The organism is Pseudopedobacter saltans DSM 12145 (assembly GCF_000190735.1).
Taxonomy (GTDB): domain Bacteria; phylum Bacteroidota; class Bacteroidia; order Sphingobacteriales; family Sphingobacteriaceae; genus Pseudopedobacter; species Pseudopedobacter saltans.
In genome coordinates this window covers 1,540,884-1,560,172 of sequence record NC_015177.1, presented here as the reverse complement: position 1 = coordinate 1,560,172, position 19,289 = coordinate 1,540,884, and the positions used below count along the sequence as shown (strand labels likewise).

Here is a 19,289-nt window from a genome sequence, read left to right as displayed (position 1 = left end):
AGGCAATAAAAAGTTATTTTTATCCTGTCATGTTTGAATAATGGTTTAATAATTTGTTTAGTTAACTTTAAAAATAAAAAATTATTTTTTTATTATAAAAAAATAAAATCTTTTTTAATACCTGTTTGTTGTTGTTAAATGCACAAAAAAATTGGTTATGAAGTTTTATTAGTAGGTGATTCTGGCAATATAAAATATGCGCAGGAAGACAAGCTGCTCGAACTTTTGAAAAAACATTTGCCAAAAGAAGAAAATTCCTGCGTATGTTTCTTGGGTGATAATATCTATCCGAAAGGAATGCCAGCTGCAAACGACACTGCTCGGAAAGAAGCTGAAGAGATCGCAAAAAAACATTTTGAAGTCGTAAAAAATTATACGGGAGAGGTTGTTTTTATTCCGGGAAACCACGATTGGAATAAAGGAAAGGAAGACGGATGGCAATATCTCATCCGTCAGGAAGAGTATTTCAATACCATTTTCAACAAACAGGTTTTCTATCCCAAAAATGGGTGTCCTGGCCCCGTAGAAATCACCAAAAATGAAAATGTTTGTATAATAGCGATAGATACACAATGGTGGATGCAGGATGGAGATAAACCGATTGGAATAAAAAGCGGATGTATAGATAACGAACGTGATTTTTTTAGAAAGCTAAATACCATGGTGTCCGAAAACCAGGATAAACGTATAATCATATTGGGCCACCATCCAATTTATAGTTATTCTATGCATGGTGGTAAATACAAAATCAGGCATCATGTTTTTCCTTTAACACTCTATAGAAAAAAGGCCTATGTTCCACTTCCTTTTGTTGGTTCATTAATTCCTTTATATAGAAAATATGTAGGCGCAAAAGAAGATATCGCCCATCCAAAATATAGTTATCTGCGCAAGCGAATGAAAGCTATTTTTAAGCGTTATCCCGGAATTATGTATGTGTCGGGGCATGAACATAATCTGCAATATATAGAGAAATACGGGACACACCATATTATTAGTGGTGCGGCGTCTAAATCTACTTATGTTATTAAAGGAAAGTATTCGAAGTTTGGACTTTCTGCAAAAGGATTTTTTCTGCTTAAATTTTATACAGATAAAAGTATTAAAATAGAAGCTATAGTTACCAATCCGTATAACGAAATGGGGCAGTTAGCTTACCAGAGTTGGATAGTGTAGGTCTTTGGAAATAATAACCTGTACGGCTGCCGGAATGCATTCCAAATCTATAGAACTGGTTTTACCAATAACTTCACCATCTATTTGCAAAAGGGTTCTTCTCGGACAGCTTATAAATGCTTTGCTGCATTGGATGGTTTCAAAAAATTGTGAATAAGATAGGCTCCCTTTAAACATATGCAAAGCGATGGAAAGCAACTTTATTTTCGGAAAAGGCTTTACAATACATATTTCAAAAAGTCCGTCGTTCATCTTTCCCTCGGGATTAATAACTGCACCTGTGCCATACATCGTTGCATTTGCAAACGTAAGTGATACCGCTTTCACCCGACGTACAATGTTTTCATAAGAAATTACGAAACGTTTGCTCCTGATATAGAAGATTTCATTAAAAAGATATTTTGCGTAAGTCAGCATTCCTCTTTTTTTATCTAGCTGAAAACGTTTGACTATCCGGGCATTAAGACCTACATCGGCCAGATGTACAGAAGTATTGTTGTTAATCTTCAGCAGATCCAGTTTTACCACTTTACCATTTTCCAATAAGTTTAGCGCCTGATTAAAATCCGTGGGCATGCTTAAATCCCTTGCCATGCCATTAGCAGAACCAAACGGAAAGATTAACAGCAGTACATCTTTATACTGGATAACATCACTAATCATATTTATTGTACCGTCTCCACCAGCGGCAATGACAATATTGGGTTTGTAGTAATTAATTTCGTTGTTAATTGCTGTTTTAGGATGATCGGAGAGTTCCAAAACCTTATGGTCCATTTGTCTTTTTTGCATATGTGCAGCAAATAGATGTTCTATATTTTCCCTTTTCTGATTTCCAGATTTATGGTTAATGATCAGAAGGACTCTTTTAGGTTCCATAAGTAATGTCGTTTTTCATAGGCTGTATGATGAACACCATTTTAAGAACTTTGTTTAGTGATTTGATCGAAAAGCAAATCAAGATCCTTAAATTTAGGGATGAGATATTTTACAGCACTATTCTTTATCTGTTTTCATTTACAGGTATTTGCGCAAAAAGCCGAATATGATACTCAAAGTAATATAAAGTATTATCCAGAAGCTAGTTATCGTAATAACGCCTATACATTGGAACGTTGCGTGTTGGATCTTTATTATCCAAAAAATGCGAAGAATTTCGCTACTATTTTATGGTTCCACGGTGGCGGGATAGAGCAGGGGAAGAAGGAAATTCCAGAAGCTTTAAAAAATCAGGGATTTTGTGTTATTGGAGTAGGATACAGGTTAAGCCCGCACATAAAAGTTGTGCAGGCTATAGACGATAGTGCAGCAGCAATTGCCTGGGCCTTTAATCATATCGAAGAATTCGGAGGAGATAAAAGTAAGATTTTTGTATCGGGACACTCTGCGGGAGGTTATTTAGGAATGATGGCCATATTGGATAAACATTATCTGTTGAAATATGGAGTAGATGCCAATCAGGTAGCAGGATTAATTCCATTTAGCGGACAATGTATTACTCATTTTACAGCGAGAAAAGAACAGGGTATTAAAGATACTCAACCTATAATCGACAATTTGGCTCCCCTATATCATGTTAGGGCAGATGCCCCACCTTTATTGCTGATCACCGGAGATAGGGAAATGGAAATGCTGGGTAGATATGAAGAAAATGCTTATATGGCCCGTATGATGAAACTTACAGGACATCAAAAAACCAGATTGTTGGAATTAGATGGTTATGGGCATAATATGACTTATCCTGCTTTTCCATTGTTGATTAATGAGGTAAAACGCCTCACGAAATAAATAATTAAAATGCAACAGTATCATGTGTTGAATGGGGATTGTTTGGCGGAGCAATTGAAGCAAACGTCTATAACTCCCAACTTTATTGTATGCAGAGAATGCCTGGTTGAAGGGAATGTTTTTGCAAATAATATAACCGATTTTTGGAAGCTGCGGACAGCATTTATTACCGGTATGTATAAAGGTTCACGAGAAGAATATTTCGAAAAAGTAGTAAATGAAATTGAAAAGCTAAATCATTTGCCCCAATATTCTGAAGTTTGCCTTTGGTTCGAGGATGATTTGTTTTGCCAGGTAAACTTGTGGTTTGTTATCACGGTATTATCAGAACACCCGACACTGAAGATATTCAGGGTATTCCCCGCAATTGAGCGGCCTGTCGATATATGGAAGGGATTTGGAATAGCCAATGCTGAAAAGTTAGAACAGGCATACAATGCTAAAGTCCAGCTCGAAGGAAAAGATATCGAGTTAGGAAAGTGTTTATGGGAATCTTATCAGAACAACGATTTTAATAGATTGGAAGCTTTATCTAAACACAGAACAAATGGTTTCGCTTATTTGGAAGAAGTCTGTCGAGCTCATATTGATCGCTTCCCATTGGGAAAAAACCTGAGCAGGCCACAACAGGTAATAAAGGAAATTATAAGTACCGGAGTTAGAGATTTTTCGTCGGTTTTTTCAGAATTCTCAAAGCGGGAGGGTATATATGGTCTTGGGGATTTGCAGGTTAAACGGCTTTATGATTTTGTATTGAAGACTTGTGTTGAAAGTTAGGGTTATCTGTTTTAAGTATATAAATGTTATATAATTTATTAATCGAGATGATTGGCAGCTTTTATATACCTTGTCCAAAAGTCAGTAAGTTATTATCCGGATCGAGTAAGGAAAATTCCCTTTGTCCCCATGTCTTGGTTTCTAATGCTCCATTTGGATGTATTTCGACAATATTATCATTGAGTAACGTTTGATATAAGCTATCAATATTATCGGTCCTGATATAAATTTGTCCGTAATTCTCTCGTGGAACCAAATCCTTAAATTCAAAAAAGTGAATTTGAATATTATCCTTTTCAATCATCAGGTAACCATCGTAATCTATGGCTCCTAATTCATTAAAACCCAATTTATTTATATAATAGTCTTTGGTTTGGGCTTTATTGCGCATAGGTAATTTTGGATGAATGTTTGTTAGCATGTTTTTCTGTTTTTATAGAAGTGTTAAATAGTTTGTTAACATATTGGGAGCAGAGTTTGTTTGTCTGTGAATGTTTGAGAAGTCTATGGGTAAAGCCATAAAAAAGAAAATGTTTTCAGATCGATCGCCTATGCGAAGAGTGAAAACTATTCTGCCTTATAACTCACCCCGAACTCCTGACTGCCGCCGGGCAAGCTGTTTCAGAGCAGGTGACTTATAAAGGCAATAAATGATATAAACCATCTAATTCATAAGAAGACTCCTCCATAAACTTAAGGATAAGGCTAATTACCCTTAAGTTTTCTCATAAAGCATCAAAATAGGGAAGAAGTTTAATGCATATTAGACATATCTACCTTTTGTTTTTTGCCTTGTTTAATCAGCAATACAAAAGGAACACAAATCAGAAATAATAGACCGAGATACAAAAACACATCCATATAAGACAGAATTGTAGCTTGTTTAGTAACCGATCCGTCTAATAACTGATAAGCTTTTGCAAGTGCCTCGTTCGGACTAAATCCCTTGCCAATAAAGTTGGCCTGCATTTGTGCTATTCGTTGTTGTACCTCAAATTTAGTAGCGTCTATATTCGCAATTAAATCAACCCTATGGTGTTGGCTGTCTCTGGAGATAAAAGTCGTAATCAAAGCAATACCGAAAGATCCGCCCAATTGTCTGCTCATCCCTGTAAAAGAGGCACCTTCACCAATAGCTTTCCCTTGTAAGGTGGATAATGAGAGAGTCATTACCGGAACAAAGAGTAGTCCCAACCCAATTCCCCTAACAATCAGCGGCCAAAACATATGTTCAGAACCGGTGTCGTTGGTAATTAAACCATACATAAAAAACGAAAAGCCGAAGAAGATACAGAGCCCAACAGCAACCATATATTTCTGTGGCACACCCGCCTGAATCATTTTACCAATAAATGGCATCATTAAACCAGTCATCACCGAGCTTGGAATCAATAGCATACCCGCATCGGTCGCTGTCCAGCCAAGAATAGATTGCGTGTAGATTGGAATGATAAAAGTAGAACCAAATAATCCAAATCCCAGAATAAAACTCATTACGGTTCCAACCTGTAGGTTTTTGTCTTTCAAGACCCGTAAATTAACAATAGGTTTAGTGTAAGTAAGTTCCCGCCAGATAAAGAAAAACAACCCAAAGAAAGATAAAATACTTAAACCAAGGATAGTGCTGTCCTCAAACCAATCGTCCTGCTGTCCATGTTCCAAAACAAACTGTAAAGAACCAATAAACATAATCAGGAATACCATTCCCCACCAATCAACTTCTTTAGCGGCTTGTTTGGCACCGTAACGTGGGCTTTTTACTAAAGACAATGTCATAAGCGTAGCCAAAATACCCAAAGGCACATTGATATAGAAAATATATGGCCACGAGAAGTTATCTACGATATATCCGCCCAGTGGAGGACCTAATGTAGGGCCTACAATAACACCCATGCCGTATATGGCTTGCGCCATACTTCTCTTTTCAGGAGGATAAGTTTCGGTGAGGATAGTTTGTGCAGTAACTAAAAGGGCGCCACCGCCCATACCTTGTATAAACCTGAAAGCGACCAACTCCCAAATATTCGTTGCATTTCCACAAAGAAAAGACGATACGGTGAAGATGATGATGGAAGCGGCAAAATAGTTACGTCTACCAAATTGTTGCGAAAGCCAGCTGGTCATCGGTATAACGATAACATTGGCAATAGCATATGCTGTGATTACCCATGCAACGTCTGTTAAGGTAGCACCTAACGATCCTTTCATATCGTTAAGTGCTACATTGACGATCGTAGTATCCACAATTTCAAGCAAGGCACACAAAATACAGGTAAAGGTTATCAAGGCCCTTTTAAACCCATATTCTACCAGGCTATCTTTATCTGTTAAATTTTCCATATTTATTTGATATGCACATCAACGTCCACATTCATTCCTGGGCGAAGCATAGCTATAATTTCAGGTTTATTGTTAGCTGTGAAAGTGATTTTAACAGGCAAACGTTGTACCGTTTTAACAAAGTTACCTGTAGCATTGTCAGGAGGTAATAAGGCGAATTTAGATCCTGTAGCAGGAGAGAAAGACTCCACTTTCCCTTCTATTACATCGTCAGGATAAGCGTCTACCTTGATTTCAACCAATTGTCCTGCCCTGATTTTATTCAGTTGCGTTTCTTTAAAATTCGCAACAACCCAGGTTTGCGTATTATTGATGATATAAAAAACAGATTGTCCCGGATTCACCAATTGTCCCGGCTGTAACCTGATATTCGAAACCTGACCATCTACGGAAGCTAAAACGGCAGTATAAGATAAATTCAACTCAGCGGCTTTTAATGTTGCTTTAGCTCTGTCTATATTGGCTTGTGCAACCCGTGTTTGTTTGCTGGCAACGTCGGTTTTGCTAACCACCGCATTTTTCTGAGAGCTGCTTGCTCTGCGTTGTTGCTTCAATACTTCCACCTGTTTTTCAGCCTCAAGTTTGGCCGTCATAGCCTGTTCATACTGCTGTTTCGTAATAGAATGGTTTTGGTATAAGTTTGCATAGCGGTTAAAATCGTTGGTAGCCTGTTGTAATCTGATTTCAGCAGCCTCTACCGTTCCGGTATTAGATTGTATAGTCGCTTCGGATATAGCAACATTTGCAGAAGCTGCGTTTACATCTGCTTTGGCAACTTCGTAAGAACTTTCTGCGGCTAATAGCGCAGCTTTTGCTTCCTCAACCTTAATTTCGTAATCTGCCTGTTGAATCGTAAATAAGGTATCGCCCTTTTTTACCATTTGGTTATCCTGCACATATATACGATCTATATATCCGCCAACGCGAGCGATAATTGGGTTAAGATTACGTTCTATCTGGGCATCGTCGGTCGTTTCATGTGCCTGTCCGTGTATATATTTATATATTCCAAAACCACCTCCGACAACTAATATTATAGCCAAAATAACAGCAAATTTCGGGTTTTTAGGTTTATGTGTTTGTGTATTATTTTCCATGATTTTGTTGTCTATTGTATGTTTAGTTGACCGTTTGCTAATAATAAATTGTAATAACTTTCTACCAGATCAGCTTCGCCTATAGCCAGGCTGATTTTACTTTGCAACTGTTGCACATCGGCAGTCAAAAGATCATCTGTATCAGCAACACCATTGTTATATTTGTCTTTCGTGATACGGTAGTTCTCATTTGCCTGATCCAGTGCCTGTCGATGAAGTTTGTTTTTTTCCTTAGCCAGCACTACATCCTGTTGAGCTTCCTGTATTTGATTCTTGATTTTATCTTCAGTAACGGCAAGATTTCTTTCTACCTCTACCAAGCTTTGCTTTGCTACATTAACTTTCCTTTTGTTTTTGTATAAAGAACCCAAATCATAAGAAAGGCCAACACCTGCATTAAGTGCGTTGGTAACCGTTACAACACTGGGTACATTTATGGCAGCATAACCTGCAGTAGCAAATAGGGTAGGTTTATAGGCCGATTTGGTAACTTTTATCTGATCTTCAGCTACATTCTTTTGCGCTTCCAATGCTTTAATTTCATAACGGTCTTTCAAGTTGCCTTCGGTAGCGTTACTGCTTAACAGGGCTTTGGACAATTTAATATCATCCAGTTCTACATTTTCTCCAAGGCCTAATAAAGTAGTAAGCTGGTAATTCAATACCTTTACATTTTTAGCTGCTTCCTGATAGGAAACCTTATAGTTAGAGAGTTGTAATTCGGCTTTTAATAAATCATTTCTGGCAATAATACCATTCTCTTCCATAGCCTTAAAGTCTTTAACCTGTTGCTCAGATTTTTTAATATTTTCAGCAATTAAAGAGGTAGTTTGCTGTGCTTTGTATAATGCAAGATAAAGGTGTAAAGCCTGTACCGATAAATTTTGCTTAGTCGCTACAGTATTTAACTCCGCAGCTTTCCAGGTGTCTTCTGCTGTTTTTACGCTGTTTCTGATTTTTCCACCAGCATATATTGGCATATTTACAGAAAGCTGTCCAAGCATCAATTGGTTTGGAGCTATTTCAGAACCATTTCCGTTGGTGTTTCCACCGTTATTGGAAGATGACTTATTTATCTTTAAATCTATGTTAGGTGTATTTAGGGCGAGGTAAGTGCCGGATAGTTTTGTTTCTGGTAGGTAGTTGTCTTTGGCTGCTTCATATTGTAGTTGTTTTGTTTGTACACTTGCATCTAATGCTTTGGCCTGATTAGATTGTGTGAACGCTAAATGCAGCACCTCTTCTATGTCCAAATGTTTCCTTTCCTGTGCATGTATAGAAAAGGAACTCATTATAATAGAGGATGCAAATGTCCAATGCTTAATTTTCATGAGTTAATATTGCTTTTATTGTAAATTTTAAATGTTTAGTAAGACCTTCTCTCAAAAATTGGTCAAAGTCCTGTTCCGGATCTGTCTTTAACAACTCTTCAAAAATTGATTGATTCATCCTGAAATTCATGAATGTTCCAATCATGGTAGTGTGTAGCAAAATAGGGTCATAGTATCTGAACGCTTTTTGTTGGCATCCATATTCAACAATTTCTGCTAAGCAGTTGATATTATGTTTCCTTAGTTCAATAAAATTGGCCGAATTAACTACTCGCTTTTTTACAGACGCTTCTGTAGACAGTATCTGGTAGATATGCTGATTGGCTATTTTAGTCTCAATATAATGCTCAATCATTCTGTCAAGACGTTTGAAAGGATCTGTTTCAAAATTATATTCTTTGGGATCTAATTTGTGGTTATCCGCTCTTTCCTTTACAAGCGTTTCTAAAAGCCCTTCCTTAGAACCGAAATAGTAATTTATCATAGCAACGTTTATGCCTGCTTCTTGTGCTATGTCTCTAACAGAAGTTCCGTCGAAACCGTTTTTAGCGAATAAATCTTCAGCTACTAATAAAATCTCTTTTTGTTTGGCGTTGATGTCCATCTTTTTTAGAAGTGCGCAAATTTAAACAATCGTTTAAACTAAACAAGTGTTTAATTAAACATTTGTTTAAACTTATTACTTAGTTTACATTTTATTGATAATTCCATTGAAAGCGGGGTGATTCTGATAAAGGAAGCAATAAGATAAAGTTCAGACCGGCCTGTATAGTCTCCAAAATCAAATATGTATTCTAATAAATGGGATGTTTAGCTGTTGTTCAACATGACGGGACTGGAAATGAATATTTGTGTCCTTCTGACCCGATTTGAATGGGCGAAGATACCACATGCAAGAAGGATATAGTACAAGCTTCTGATAAAATGTTTCGTTATCCCTCAACATGACGAACTTTCTCAGGGAACTTTTATCCTGAATCCCAACACTGCCAAAACAAATCGATTCATACTTAATGTGTAAATCCAATTTTACCAAAACCAGTTTCTATTTCGTACTTTTACCGAATAAAATAGTGTGATGCCGCCAGCTACCAAAGTTCCGTCGACGAGAAAGAAAAATCCAATAACAAGAAGTGCCGCAAGAAAACCTCGGACCAGGAAAGCCAAAAAGAAAAGTTTTACCGAAAAATACAAATGGAAAATCGTTATAGCCATTGTAGTTTTATTGTTGTTTTCTCCGTTCTATTACGGAAAAATTATACGAACTACAGTTTCTACCGGCAGATGGATTAAAGACCTGTTTATATTTAACGATTATCCGCATTACGATAAGCTGAATGTGAAAGTCCCAAGACGTTTTTATGTACATGGGATAGATGTTTCTTCCTATCAGCAAAAAATAAAATGGCATTTGGTAGATTCCATGAACGATGATGGTGTCAAGATATCCTTTGCGTTTATGAAAGCCACCGAGGGAGTAACCCTTGTCGATCCTTATTTCCAACGTAATTGGCGCGAGAGCAAAGAGAACAATATTATACGCGGGGCCTACCATTACTTTAAACCAAGAAAATCTGGTATATGGCAGGCCAGATTTTTTATGCAGACCGCTAAATTCGAACAGGGCGACCTGCCACCAGTTTTAGATATAGAAGAAATAGGACATTTGTCTAAAGAAGAGCTGCAGGCTAATGTTCAGGACTTTTTAGATGAGGTAGAACGAAAAGTAAGGGTAAAACCCATTATTTATACGGGATACAAATTCTATGTGGATTATTTACAGGGTAAGTTTGATGATTATCCGCTTTGGGTAGCGCATTATTACAAGCCAAAACTAAAACTGGAAAATACCCAATGGAAATTCTGGCAACATACAGACGAAGCTACTATAGATGGTATAAAAGGTAAAACGGACTTAAATGTGTTCAACGGAGATGAAGAAGACCTGAGTTCTCTGCTCATTCAGCACCATCTTTATTAGAAACAAAAAATAACCTTTACCGTTCATTTATATAGCAGAAAAGTCAAAACTTTATAATACCAAAAGAAATGGCAAATAGATTAGCACAAGAGTCATCACCCTATTTATTGCAGCATGCTCATAATCCGGTAGATTGGTTTCCGTGGGGAAAAGAAGCACTGGAAAAGGCCAGGGCCGAAAATAAACTGATTCTGGTGAGTGTCGGATATTCAGCCTGTCACTGGTGTCATGTAATGGAACATGAAAGTTTCGAGGACGAAGAGGTGGCGCAGATTATGAATGAGCATTTTGTATGCATTAAGGTAGATCGGGAAGAAAGACCGGATATCGATCAGATCTATATGAATGCCGTTCAGCTGATGACAGGTAGGGGTGGGTGGCCTTTAAACTGCTTTTGTTTGCCAGATCAGCGTCCTATTTATGGAGGAACTTATTTTCAGAAAGAAGACTGGAAAAACATACTGCATAATCTGGCAGGCTTTTATGCCAACAAACTTCAGGAAGCCGAAGAATATGCTGTGCGGTTAATGGATGGTATCAATCAATCAGAACGTCTGTCTTTTGTTAAAGAAGAAAAGGAATACACTCAAGAACATATCGAAAATATTGTCAAGCCCTGGAAAATGCATTTCGATTTTTCGGAAGGCGGACAAAACCGCGCACCTAAATTTCCAATGCCCGATAACTGGGCCTTTTTAATGAAAGTTGCACACCTGATGAAAGATGATGCCGCATTCGTAATTACCCGGTTAACCTTGGATAAAATGGCTGCGGGTGGTATTTATGATCAATTGGGAGGTGGGTTTGCGCGTTACTCGGTAGATCACGAATGGCACATCCCGCATTTCGAAAAAATGCTTTACGACAATGGACAATTAATGTCTCTGTATGCCGATGCCTATAAATATTATAAGAATGAGCGTTATAAAGAAGTTGTTTATGAAACTTACGACTGGATAAAACGGGAAATGACATCACCCGAATATGGTTTTTATTCCGCTCTGGATGCCGATAGTGAAGGTGTTGAAGGAAAATTTTATACCTGGGATAAGCAGGAAATAGAAAAGATTCTAGATAAAGAGCAAGCAGCTATTTTTAATGCATATTACGCGGTTACAGATGAAGGTAACTGGGAAGAAGAGGAAATCAACCATCTTTGGATAAGGAAAGAAAAGCAGCATATTGCCGAAGCCTTTCATATTTCGATTGAAAGGCTGGACGAAATTATTCAGCACAGTAAAACCCAACTACTCGAATACAGAAATAAAAGAATACATCCAGGTTTGGACGATAAAATCCTTACCTCATGGAATGCCTTGATGTTAAAAGGTTTGTGCGATGCCTATAAGGCTTTTGCAGATCAGCAATTTTTAACACTGGCTTTGGATAATGCCAAATTCCTGTTAAACAATCTTTGCAGAGAAGATGGAATGCTTTATCGTAATTATAAAAATGGTAAAGCAACAATAGAAGCTTTTTTAGATGACTATGCCTTATTGGCACAAGCATTTATCTCGCTTTACGAGGTGACATTTGATGAAGCATGGATATTCAAAGCAAAATCTCTTTGCGACTATGTGATAAAACATTTCTCTGATGCCCAGTCAGGTATGTTTTTTTATACATCTGATGCAAGCGAAGCGCTTGTTGCCAGAAAGTATGAAATCATGGATAATGTCATTCCGTCTTCCAATTCTGTTATGGCATGGAATTTAAGGAAATTAAGTTTATTGTTCGATCAGGAGGATTACAGCCATATTTACAAAGGGATGTTAAGAACTGTAGAACCGCAAATGGCTTCTTATGGTTCAGCTTATTCAAATTGGGCTTCATTATTGTTAGATGAAGTATTCGGAACGTATGAAATCGCTATAACAGGCGGCATGTCAGAAAGTCTGCGTAAAGACTTCGAAAAAAACTATATTCCAAATAAGATAATTTTGGGTGGTAAATCTGGAACATTACCTTTGTTGGAAGATAAGTTTATAAATGGTACTTGGATTTTTGTTTGTGAAAATAAAACCTGTCAATTGCCAGCGAATAATATACAAGACGCAATTAAACAAATATTAAAATAGAAGCAATTGACCGCTTCACAAAAACTAAAGAATGAAAATTGACAACAAAAACGTAGTATCGGTAACTTATGATCTATATATTACTGAGAATGGAGAAAAAAAACACGTAGAAAGCGCTACTACAGACAGACCCCTGGTATTTTTATTTGGAGTAGGAATGATGCTTCCAAAATTTGAAGAAAACTTAATAGGACTTTCTATAGGTGATGATTATTCGTTCTCTTTATCAGCTGGTGATGCTTACGGCGAATATGATGAGGCTGCGGTGGTAAGCTTACCTAAAGATATGTTTACAAATCAGGGTGGTTTGCCTGAGCCGGGAGCTGTTCTTCCGTTACAAGATAATCAGGGAAATCAATTCCAAGGTAGAGTAGTATCTATAGCAGAAGATGGTGTTTTGGTTGACTTAAACCATCCGATGGCCGGACACGAATTACATTTCAACGGAACTATTCAGGATGTAAGACCAGCGACTCAAGAAGAGTTAGATCACGGTCACGTTCATGGAGAAGGTGGTCATCATCACTAATACTAATAGTTGGTGAACGTATACCAAACCAAACAGGGTTTATTTCTTCAGGAATAGACCCTGTTTGGTTTTTAGTTAGTTGTTGTTGGGAAATTGCCACGTTGTACCTTCCCGCGATGACAGAAATAGGGGCGTCATTGAGAGGAATCGAAGCCTGCCTGACGGCAGTCAGGCAATCTCAATAGTAGGCGATTCCATTTTTACTAATTTTCTGAGAGATTCTTTTTGCTTCCTCATCCGCCCTTTGGGCACCTTCTCCCTAATGGAGAAGGATAAAATAGTAAAGGAAGAAGCTCTGAAACTATATGGTATTTTACACTAAAAACGGAGTTAGCAAGGCAAAAAAGTAGAGCTTAACTACTTTTTCTAAATCTTCTCCTTTTAGATTCCCAGTTCGATTGTGAATTCCCTTCTTTAGAAAAGCTTCTCTCTTTATTCTTCCAGTTGTTTTCTTTTCTGTCGTTATCTTTGCCTTTATGAGCTGCTTTAGGCTTGTTACCTTCAGGTTTTCTAGCCTGCTGTTGTGGCTTCTTGCCTTGCTTTTTACTCGTTTCTTTGGCAACAAAGTTTTCCATAGGGAAAGGATTATCCTCACCGAGAGGAACACTTTTTCCAATGATTTTCTCAATATCCTTTAAAAATGGTTTTTCGTCTACATCACAAAAAGAAATAGCGATACCTTCGGCTCCGGCTCTTCCGCTTCTTCCTATTCTATGCACATAAGTTTCTGGGATATTCGGAATCTCGTAGTTAATTACATATTTCAGACTGTCTATATCTATACCTCTGGCAGCAATATCGGTAGCAACCAATACACGTATAGCTTTAGTTTTAAAATCGTCTAAAGCGCGTTGTCTGGCATTTTGAGATTTATTGCCATGTATGGCGGCAGACTTGATATGCTGTTTAGCCAATGTTTTCACAACCCTGTCAGCACCATGTTTCGTACGGGTAAATACCAGAACAGAATCAAGCAACTGGTCTTTCAGGATATGGAGCAGTAAATCGTTCTTATTGTTTTTGTCTACAAAAAATACAGTCTGATTAATGGTATCTGCAGTAGACGAAACGGGAGTAACTTCTACCTTAACAGGTGATTTTAAAATCTCTTCAGACAATTTCTGAATGACAGGCGGCATGGTAGCCGAAAAGAATAGCGATTGTCTGTGCTGAGGCAATACTGCAATAATCTTTTTAACATCATTAATAAATCCCATGTCCAGCATTCTGTCAGCTTCGTCCAGCACAAAAAGGTTGATATGCTTTAAGCTCAGGTGCTTTTGATGCATCAGATCCAGCAAACGTCCTGGAGTAGCCACTAAAATATCTACACCTTTTTGTAAAGCGTCTACCTGCGATTTTTGATTTACCCCACCAAAAATTACAGCATGTTTTAACCTCAGGTTTTTGCCGTAATCACTAAAGCTGTCGCCAATCTGAATAGCCAATTCACGCGTTGGCGTGACTATCAATGCCTTAATGGTATTCTTTTGATGGTTCTTCTTCAGATCTTCATCCAATAACTGTAAAATAGGGATCGCAAAAGCAGCAGTTTTTCCGGTTCCCGTTTGAGCACATCCCAACAGATCTTTCCGTTGTAAAATAAGTGGAATAGCCTGAGCTTGAATTGGAGTGGGGGTTTGGTAATTTAAAGCCTTTAAGGCTTTTTGTATAGGTTGAATTAAGTTTAACGTTTCAAACGATGTCATGAATGTAGTATAAGCGGCAAAAATGCCTAATGAAAAAGGGTATCTTTAAAAGCTCCCGTCGCCTTGAGTAGGATTGTGTGGAATCTCTGTCAGAAGTGCTCTGTTAGAGATTTCTCTTCACTCCGCTCATCGAAATGACGACATTGTGGCTTTTAGATACCCTCTTTTTTAAAATTTTGATATTCTTATTTTTTATTTTCCTCAATCCATTTTCTGGCGTTAACGAAAGCCTCAATCCAAGGCGTAACCTCGTCAGATTTTCTTTCGTTAGGATAGAAACCAGTTTGCCAAGGGAAAATTGCTCTTTCCAAGTGAGGCATCATGGCTAAATGACGGCCATCTTTAGAAACGATAGCAGCGGTATTATCTCTCGATCCGTTAGGATTTGCAGGATAAGTTCCGTGGCTGTAACCAATAGCAATGTTATATTCGCTGCATTCGTAAGGGAATTCGAATTTACCCTCTCCGTGAGCAACCCAGATACCCAATTTAGAACCAGCCAAAGATTTTAATAAGATCGAGTTGGTATTTTTAGCAATATTCACATTCAGGAAGATAGATTCAAATTTACCTGAACTGTTATGTTTCATTTTTACTCTTTCTTGATGCTCAGGATAAATCAAACCTAATTCTACCATTAACTGGCAGCCGTTACAAACACCTAAAGATAAAGTGTCGGGACGGGCATAGAAATTATCTAAAGCAGCTTTCGCTTTCTCGTTATACAAGAATGCACCAGCCCAGCCTTTGGCAGAACCTAAAACATCGGAGTTAGAGAAACCACCTACATAAACAATAAAGTTTACGTCAGAAAGATCTTCTCTACCTGCAATCAGGTCGGTCATGTGAACGTCTTTTACGTCAAAACCAGCTAAGAACATCGAGTAGGCCATCTCACGGTCGCCATTTACACCTTTTTCTCTGATGATTGCCGCCTTAATTCCGCTTTTCGTTTTTCTGCCATGCTCTAAACCTAAATCAACCATTTTCCCGGTAAAATGTGCCGGATAGTTGAATTGCAATTCGTGGTTGGTATAATTCTCGAAACGTTCTTTCGCCAATTCTGGCTTGGTTTGTTTAGCATCTAATAAATAAGATGTTTTGTACCAGGTAGTTCTTAAATCGTCAACGTTGAAAGATTTGCTGTTACCGTTTAAGTTCACTGTCAGTTCATTTCCTTTTACAACCGTACCTATTTTCTCTGCCTGAACACCTTTTGCTGCTAATGCGTTTTTAACCTCTTCCGCATTTTTAACCTGAAGTACCAAAGCAGGATTTTCTGCAAATAATACTTTTACCAGACTAGATTCTTTGAAGAAATCAACATTGGCATTAATAGCGATATTCTTTTCTGCGAAACACATTTCCAATAAAGTAGTAATTAAACCACCGGAAGAAACGTCGTGACCCGCAAGAACCAGATCATTCTCAATTAAATCCTGAACAGCATTAAAAGCAGCTTTAAAATAAGCTACATCTTTAATGTCAGGAGTGTTGTTTCCAACTTTATTTAATACCTGTGCAAAAGAAGATCCGCCTAAAGCTAAAGGAGATTTAGTTAAATCGATATAGATTAACTCAGTACCTTCTTCTTTTACCAAATTAGGTGTAACATGTTTTTTAACATCTGTTACCTCACCAGAAGCAGAAATAATAACAGTACCCGGAGAGTAAACCACGCCGTCTTTGTATTTCTGTGTCATAGATAACGAGTCTTTACCTGTAGGGATATTGATTCCCAATTCGCAGGCAAAATCACTTACCGCTTCAACAGCTTCGTATAAACGAGCATCTTCACCTTTATTTTTACAAGGCCACATCCAGTTGGCACTCAAAGAAATACCAGCAAGACCACTTTCGATAGGCGCAAAAACGATGTTTGCCAAAGATTCAGCAATAGCGATTCTTGAACCGGCAGCAGGATTAGCCAAAGCAATTGCAGGCGCATGTCCAACAGCAGTTGCCACGCCAGCTTTTCCTCTGTAATCCATAGCCATAGCACCAAAATTGCTTAATGGTAATTGTAAAGAACCTACGTTTTGTTGTTGGGCAACTCTACCTGTTACAGAACGGTCAACCTTGTTTGTTAACCAGTCTTTACAAGCAACAGCTTCCAGTTGAAGAACATCATTCAGATAGTCTGCTAATTTTTCTTCTTTATATTCGATATCAGAGAAACTATCATTTTGTTTCTCGTCATTCATAATCGTTTTCGGAGGATTACCGAACATATCTTCCAGTTTCCAGTCGATAGGTTTTTCGCCGGTAACCGAAGATTCAAAAGTAAACTGATGGTCGCCGGTGATATCACCAACCACATAGAAAGGTGCTCTTTCTCTTTCAGCTACTTTTTGTAATGTATCGATATCTTTTTCCTGAATTACCAATCCCATTCTTTCCTGAGACTCGTTTCCGCAGATTTCTTTAGCAGAAAGGGTAGGGTCGCCCACAGGTAATTTAGCAAGATCAATCTTACCGCCTGTAGCTTCCACCAATTCAGAAAGACAGTTTAAATGACCGCCAGCACCATGGTCGTGGATAGAAACAATTGGGTTATGTCCACTTTCCATCATCGCCCTGATGGCGTTAAAAACCCTTTTTTGCATTTCGGGGTTAGAACGTTGGATAGCGTTCAGCTCGATAGCGCTGTTAGAAGCTCCGGTATCTAAAGAAGATACTGCCGAACCGCCCATACCAATACGGTAGTTATCGCCACCCATCACCACAATTTTATCGCCGGCTTTAGGATCGTTCTTTTTAGCGTCTTTATACAAACCGTAGCCAACGCCACCCGCCTGCATAATCACTTTGTCGAAACCGTAACGTTTTCCGTTTTCCTGATGCTCGAAAGTGAACACAGAACCGTTGATTACCGGCTGACCGAATTTATTTCCGAAATCCGAAGCACCATTAGACGCTTTGATCAGGATATCCATAGGTGTTTGGTATAACCAGTTTCTTTCTGCCATGCCGTTTTCCCATGTTCTGCCTTCTTCCAAACGGGAATAAGCGGTCATGTAAACCGCGGTTCCGGCTAAAGGAGCACTACCAATACCTCCGGCAATCCTGTCTCTGATCTCACCACCAGAACCAGTAGCAGCACCATTGAATGGCTCTACCGTAGTAGGGAAGTTATGCGTCTCAGCTTTCAGAGAAAGAACAGAATCCACTTCTTTAATTTCGAAGAAGTCTGCTTTATCCTGTGTAGCCGGAGCAAATTGCTCTATTTTTGGCCCTTTGGTAAAAGAAACATTGTCTTTATATGCAGAAACTACTTTGTTAGGATTGGTCTCTGTAGTTTTCTTAATCAATTTGAATAGTGAAAGCGGTTTCTCCTCACCATCTATAATGAAACGACCATTGAATATTTTATGACGGCAGTGTTCTGAGTTTACCTGAGAAAAACCAAAAACTTCAGAATCTGTTAGTTTACGTCCGTTTTTCTCGGCAACAGATTTCAGGTAATTTATTTCTTCGTCACTCAATGCCAAACCTTCTTCTTTATTGAAGGTGTCAATGTCATCAATATATTTAATAGGCTCTGGTTTGATATTGATTTCGAAAATATCCTGACCCAGGCCATTATAAATTACTTCCAGCATGCTGTCGTGAGCAGCGTTTGCATTGTCTACTTCAGAAAACTCTTCGATACGTAAAATACCCTGAATACCCATATTCTGAGTAATTTCTACGGCATTTGTTGCCCACGGAGTTAACATTTCTTTACGCGGACCTTTAAAAAATCCCTCTAAAGTATTGTTGTCTAATACTTTGCCGTCTAACAGCCAGTTCAGTTTTTCTTTGTCTTCTGAAGAGATTGGATTTTGAGAATGTATGGCGTAAATACTACCACTATTGCTTTTAGCAAAAACGATCATGATTCTACTTTAGATTGAAAGCGCAAAGATACATAAATCACTTTGCTTCTGTGATTTTTTTTAAGATTATCTGCGTTATTTTACACTGTTTTGTATATTGGAGTAAGTTCTCGGTTTTACCTGCCATATTGAGTAAGGGGAACTCCCTTTCATAGTAATCTTCTCGCCCTATTCCCGAAGGGACTCCTTTAGAGCAGGGTGAGATGCCCGAAGGGCAGGGAGGGTATTAATAATTGTTTTCTTACGCTCAAGTCTTTCCGTCCTCAATAGCCGGACAGGCCTAGTTACTTTATTCGGTAGTTAAATAGTTTTTAGTGGCCCTCATGAATGCTAAAGCATTTTTCCATCAGCTGAAAAAGTGACCAAACCTGCCTCGCCGGCAGGCAGGAAAGCCGCGGCTGCATAAGATTTGCTAAAAACCAGGCTCCGTTCGCTAAACAACCCGCCTGTCCGGCCGGCAGGAATGAAACTCGCTCCGCTCAGACAACATTTTGTTTCGGGCGCTCACATACGATGGTTTTCTTAACGCCTGCCTGCCGGACAGGCTGGCAAATCGTTATGAGGCCGGATTTCGTTCTTGGTAATGGCTTGTAAGTTAATTGTAC

The 19,289-nt window shown here is 38.4% G+C and carries 14 protein-coding genes; 6 read left to right on the top strand and 8 right to left on the bottom strand.

Annotated elements, in window-relative coordinates; translation table 11 throughout:
* Nucleotides 1–138: 138 nt before the first annotated feature.
* A complete protein-coding gene (locus PEDSA_RS06575; protein WP_013632384.1) occupies nt 139–1,176 on the top strand; it encodes a metallophosphoesterase family protein in 1,038 nt (345 codons plus the stop codon).
* Here PEDSA_RS06575 and PEDSA_RS06570 read toward each other — a convergent pair.
* Nucleotides 1,150–2,055, bottom strand: a complete 906-nt coding sequence (locus tag PEDSA_RS06570) for a diacylglycerol/lipid kinase family protein (protein WP_013632383.1) — start codon at nt 2,053–2,055, stop codon at nt 1,150–1,152. The two genes, PEDSA_RS06575 and PEDSA_RS06570, sit on opposite strands and share 27 nt — an antisense overlap.
* 99 nt (nt 2,056–2,154) lie before the next feature.
* Between PEDSA_RS06570 and PEDSA_RS06565 the strand changes: the two genes are divergently transcribed.
* Complete coding sequence (locus PEDSA_RS06565) at nt 2,155–2,964, top strand: alpha/beta hydrolase (RefSeq protein WP_013632382.1); 810 nt, start codon at nt 2,155–2,157, stop codon at nt 2,962–2,964.
* Nucleotides 2,965–2,973: 9 nt separating this feature from the next.
* Nucleotides 2,974–3,741: a DUF1835 domain-containing protein gene (locus tag PEDSA_RS06560; protein ID WP_013632381.1), complete on the top strand. Its 768-nt coding sequence runs from the start codon at nt 2,974–2,976 to the stop codon at nt 3,739–3,741.
* 61 nt (nt 3,742–3,802) lie between these two features.
* Here the strand turns inward: PEDSA_RS06560 and PEDSA_RS06555 are convergent, their stop codons facing one another.
* The 5 genes from PEDSA_RS06555 to PEDSA_RS06535 form a co-directional block, all read right to left on the bottom strand.
* Entirely contained in the window at nt 3,803–4,162 is a 360-nt protein-coding gene (locus PEDSA_RS06555) for a bleomycin resistance protein (RefSeq protein ID WP_013632380.1), read from the bottom strand.
* A gap of 332 nt (nt 4,163–4,494) precedes the next feature.
* A complete protein-coding gene (locus PEDSA_RS06550) occupies nt 4,495–6,081 on the bottom strand; it encodes an MDR family MFS transporter (RefSeq protein ID WP_013632379.1) in 1,587 nt (528 codons plus the stop codon).
* Between the two features lie 2 nt (nt 6,082–6,083).
* Nucleotides 6,084–7,178, bottom strand: a complete 1,095-nt coding sequence (locus PEDSA_RS06545) for an HlyD family secretion protein (protein WP_013632378.1) — start codon at nt 7,176–7,178, stop codon at nt 6,084–6,086.
* 11 nt (nt 7,179–7,189) lie between these two features.
* Nucleotides 7,190–8,509, bottom strand: a complete 1,320-nt coding sequence (locus PEDSA_RS06540) for a TolC family protein (RefSeq protein ID WP_013632377.1) — start codon at nt 8,507–8,509, stop codon at nt 7,190–7,192.
* The gene (locus PEDSA_RS06535) at nt 8,499–9,113 is read right to left on the bottom strand and encodes a TetR/AcrR family transcriptional regulator (protein ID WP_013632376.1); all 615 of its coding nucleotides are present in this window, start codon (nt 9,111–9,113) and stop codon (nt 8,499–8,501) included. The genes PEDSA_RS06540 and PEDSA_RS06535 overlap by 11 nt, the downstream gene beginning before the upstream one ends.
* A 474-nt stretch (nt 9,114–9,587) precedes the next feature.
* Here PEDSA_RS06535 and PEDSA_RS06530 point away from each other — a divergent pair, with 474 nt between their 5' ends.
* From PEDSA_RS06530 to PEDSA_RS06520, 3 genes are all read left to right on the top strand, one after another.
* A complete protein-coding gene (locus tag PEDSA_RS06530; RefSeq protein WP_013632375.1) occupies nt 9,588–10,490 on the top strand; it encodes a glycoside hydrolase family 25 protein in 903 nt (300 codons plus the stop codon).
* A 68-nt stretch (nt 10,491–10,558) separates the two neighbouring features.
* Nucleotides 10,559–12,568 (top strand): thioredoxin domain-containing protein, encoded by a 2,010-nt coding sequence (locus tag PEDSA_RS06525; RefSeq protein WP_013632374.1) that lies wholly within the window; start codon nt 10,559–10,561, stop codon nt 12,566–12,568.
* Nucleotides 12,569–12,599: 31 nt separating this feature from the next.
* On the top strand, nt 12,600–13,097 hold the full coding sequence (locus tag PEDSA_RS06520; protein ID WP_013632373.1) for an FKBP-type peptidyl-prolyl cis-trans isomerase: 498 nt from the start codon (nt 12,600–12,602) through the stop codon (nt 13,095–13,097).
* 353 nt (nt 13,098–13,450) lie between these two features.
* Here the strand turns inward: PEDSA_RS06520 and PEDSA_RS06515 are convergent, their stop codons facing one another.
* The gene (locus tag PEDSA_RS06515) at nt 13,451–14,806 is read right to left on the bottom strand and encodes a DEAD/DEAH box helicase (RefSeq protein WP_013632372.1); all 1,356 of its coding nucleotides are present in this window, start codon (nt 14,804–14,806) and stop codon (nt 13,451–13,453) included.
* Between the two features lie 185 nt (nt 14,807–14,991).
* On the bottom strand, nt 14,992–18,684 hold the full coding sequence (gene purL / locus PEDSA_RS06510; protein ID WP_013632371.1) for a phosphoribosylformylglycinamidine synthase: 3,693 nt from the start codon (nt 18,682–18,684) through the stop codon (nt 14,992–14,994).
* Nucleotides 18,685–19,289: the final 605 nt, after the last annotated feature.

Coding starts and splice junctions, on each gene's coding strand:
- PEDSA_RS06575 (WP_013632384.1), top strand. CDS start 139: ATGCACAAAAAAATTGGTTATGAAGTTTTATTAGTAGGTGATTCTGGC.
- purL (WP_013632371.1), bottom strand. CDS start 18,684: ATGATCGTTTTTGCTAAAAGCAATAGTGGTAGTATTTACGCCATACAT.
- PEDSA_RS06555 (WP_013632380.1), bottom strand. CDS start 4,162: ATGCTAACAAACATTCATCCAAAATTACCTATGCGCAATAAAGCCCAA.
- PEDSA_RS06570 (WP_013632383.1), bottom strand. CDS start 2,055: ATGGAACCTAAAAGAGTCCTTCTGATCATTAACCATAAATCTGGAAAT.
- PEDSA_RS06565 (WP_013632382.1), top strand. CDS start 2,155: ATGAGATATTTTACAGCACTATTCTTTATCTGTTTTCATTTACAGGTA.
- PEDSA_RS06535 (WP_013632376.1), bottom strand. CDS start 9,113: ATGGACATCAACGCCAAACAAAAAGAGATTTTATTAGTAGCTGAAGAT.
- PEDSA_RS06560 (WP_013632381.1), top strand. CDS start 2,974: ATGCAACAGTATCATGTGTTGAATGGGGATTGTTTGGCGGAGCAATTG.
- PEDSA_RS06550 (WP_013632379.1), bottom strand. CDS start 6,081: ATGGAAAATTTAACAGATAAAGATAGCCTGGTAGAATATGGGTTTAAA.
- PEDSA_RS06525 (WP_013632374.1), top strand. CDS start 10,559: ATGGCAAATAGATTAGCACAAGAGTCATCACCCTATTTATTGCAGCAT.
- PEDSA_RS06520 (WP_013632373.1), top strand. CDS start 12,600: ATGAAAATTGACAACAAAAACGTAGTATCGGTAACTTATGATCTATAT.
- PEDSA_RS06530 (WP_013632375.1), top strand. CDS start 9,588: ATGCCGCCAGCTACCAAAGTTCCGTCGACGAGAAAGAAAAATCCAATA.
- PEDSA_RS06540 (WP_013632377.1), bottom strand. CDS start 8,509: ATGAAAATTAAGCATTGGACATTTGCATCCTCTATTATAATGAGTTCC.
- PEDSA_RS06545 (WP_013632378.1), bottom strand. CDS start 7,178: ATGGAAAATAATACACAAACACATAAACCTAAAAACCCGAAATTTGCT.
- PEDSA_RS06515 (WP_013632372.1), bottom strand. CDS start 14,806: ATGACATCGTTTGAAACGTTAAACTTAATTCAACCTATACAAAAAGCC.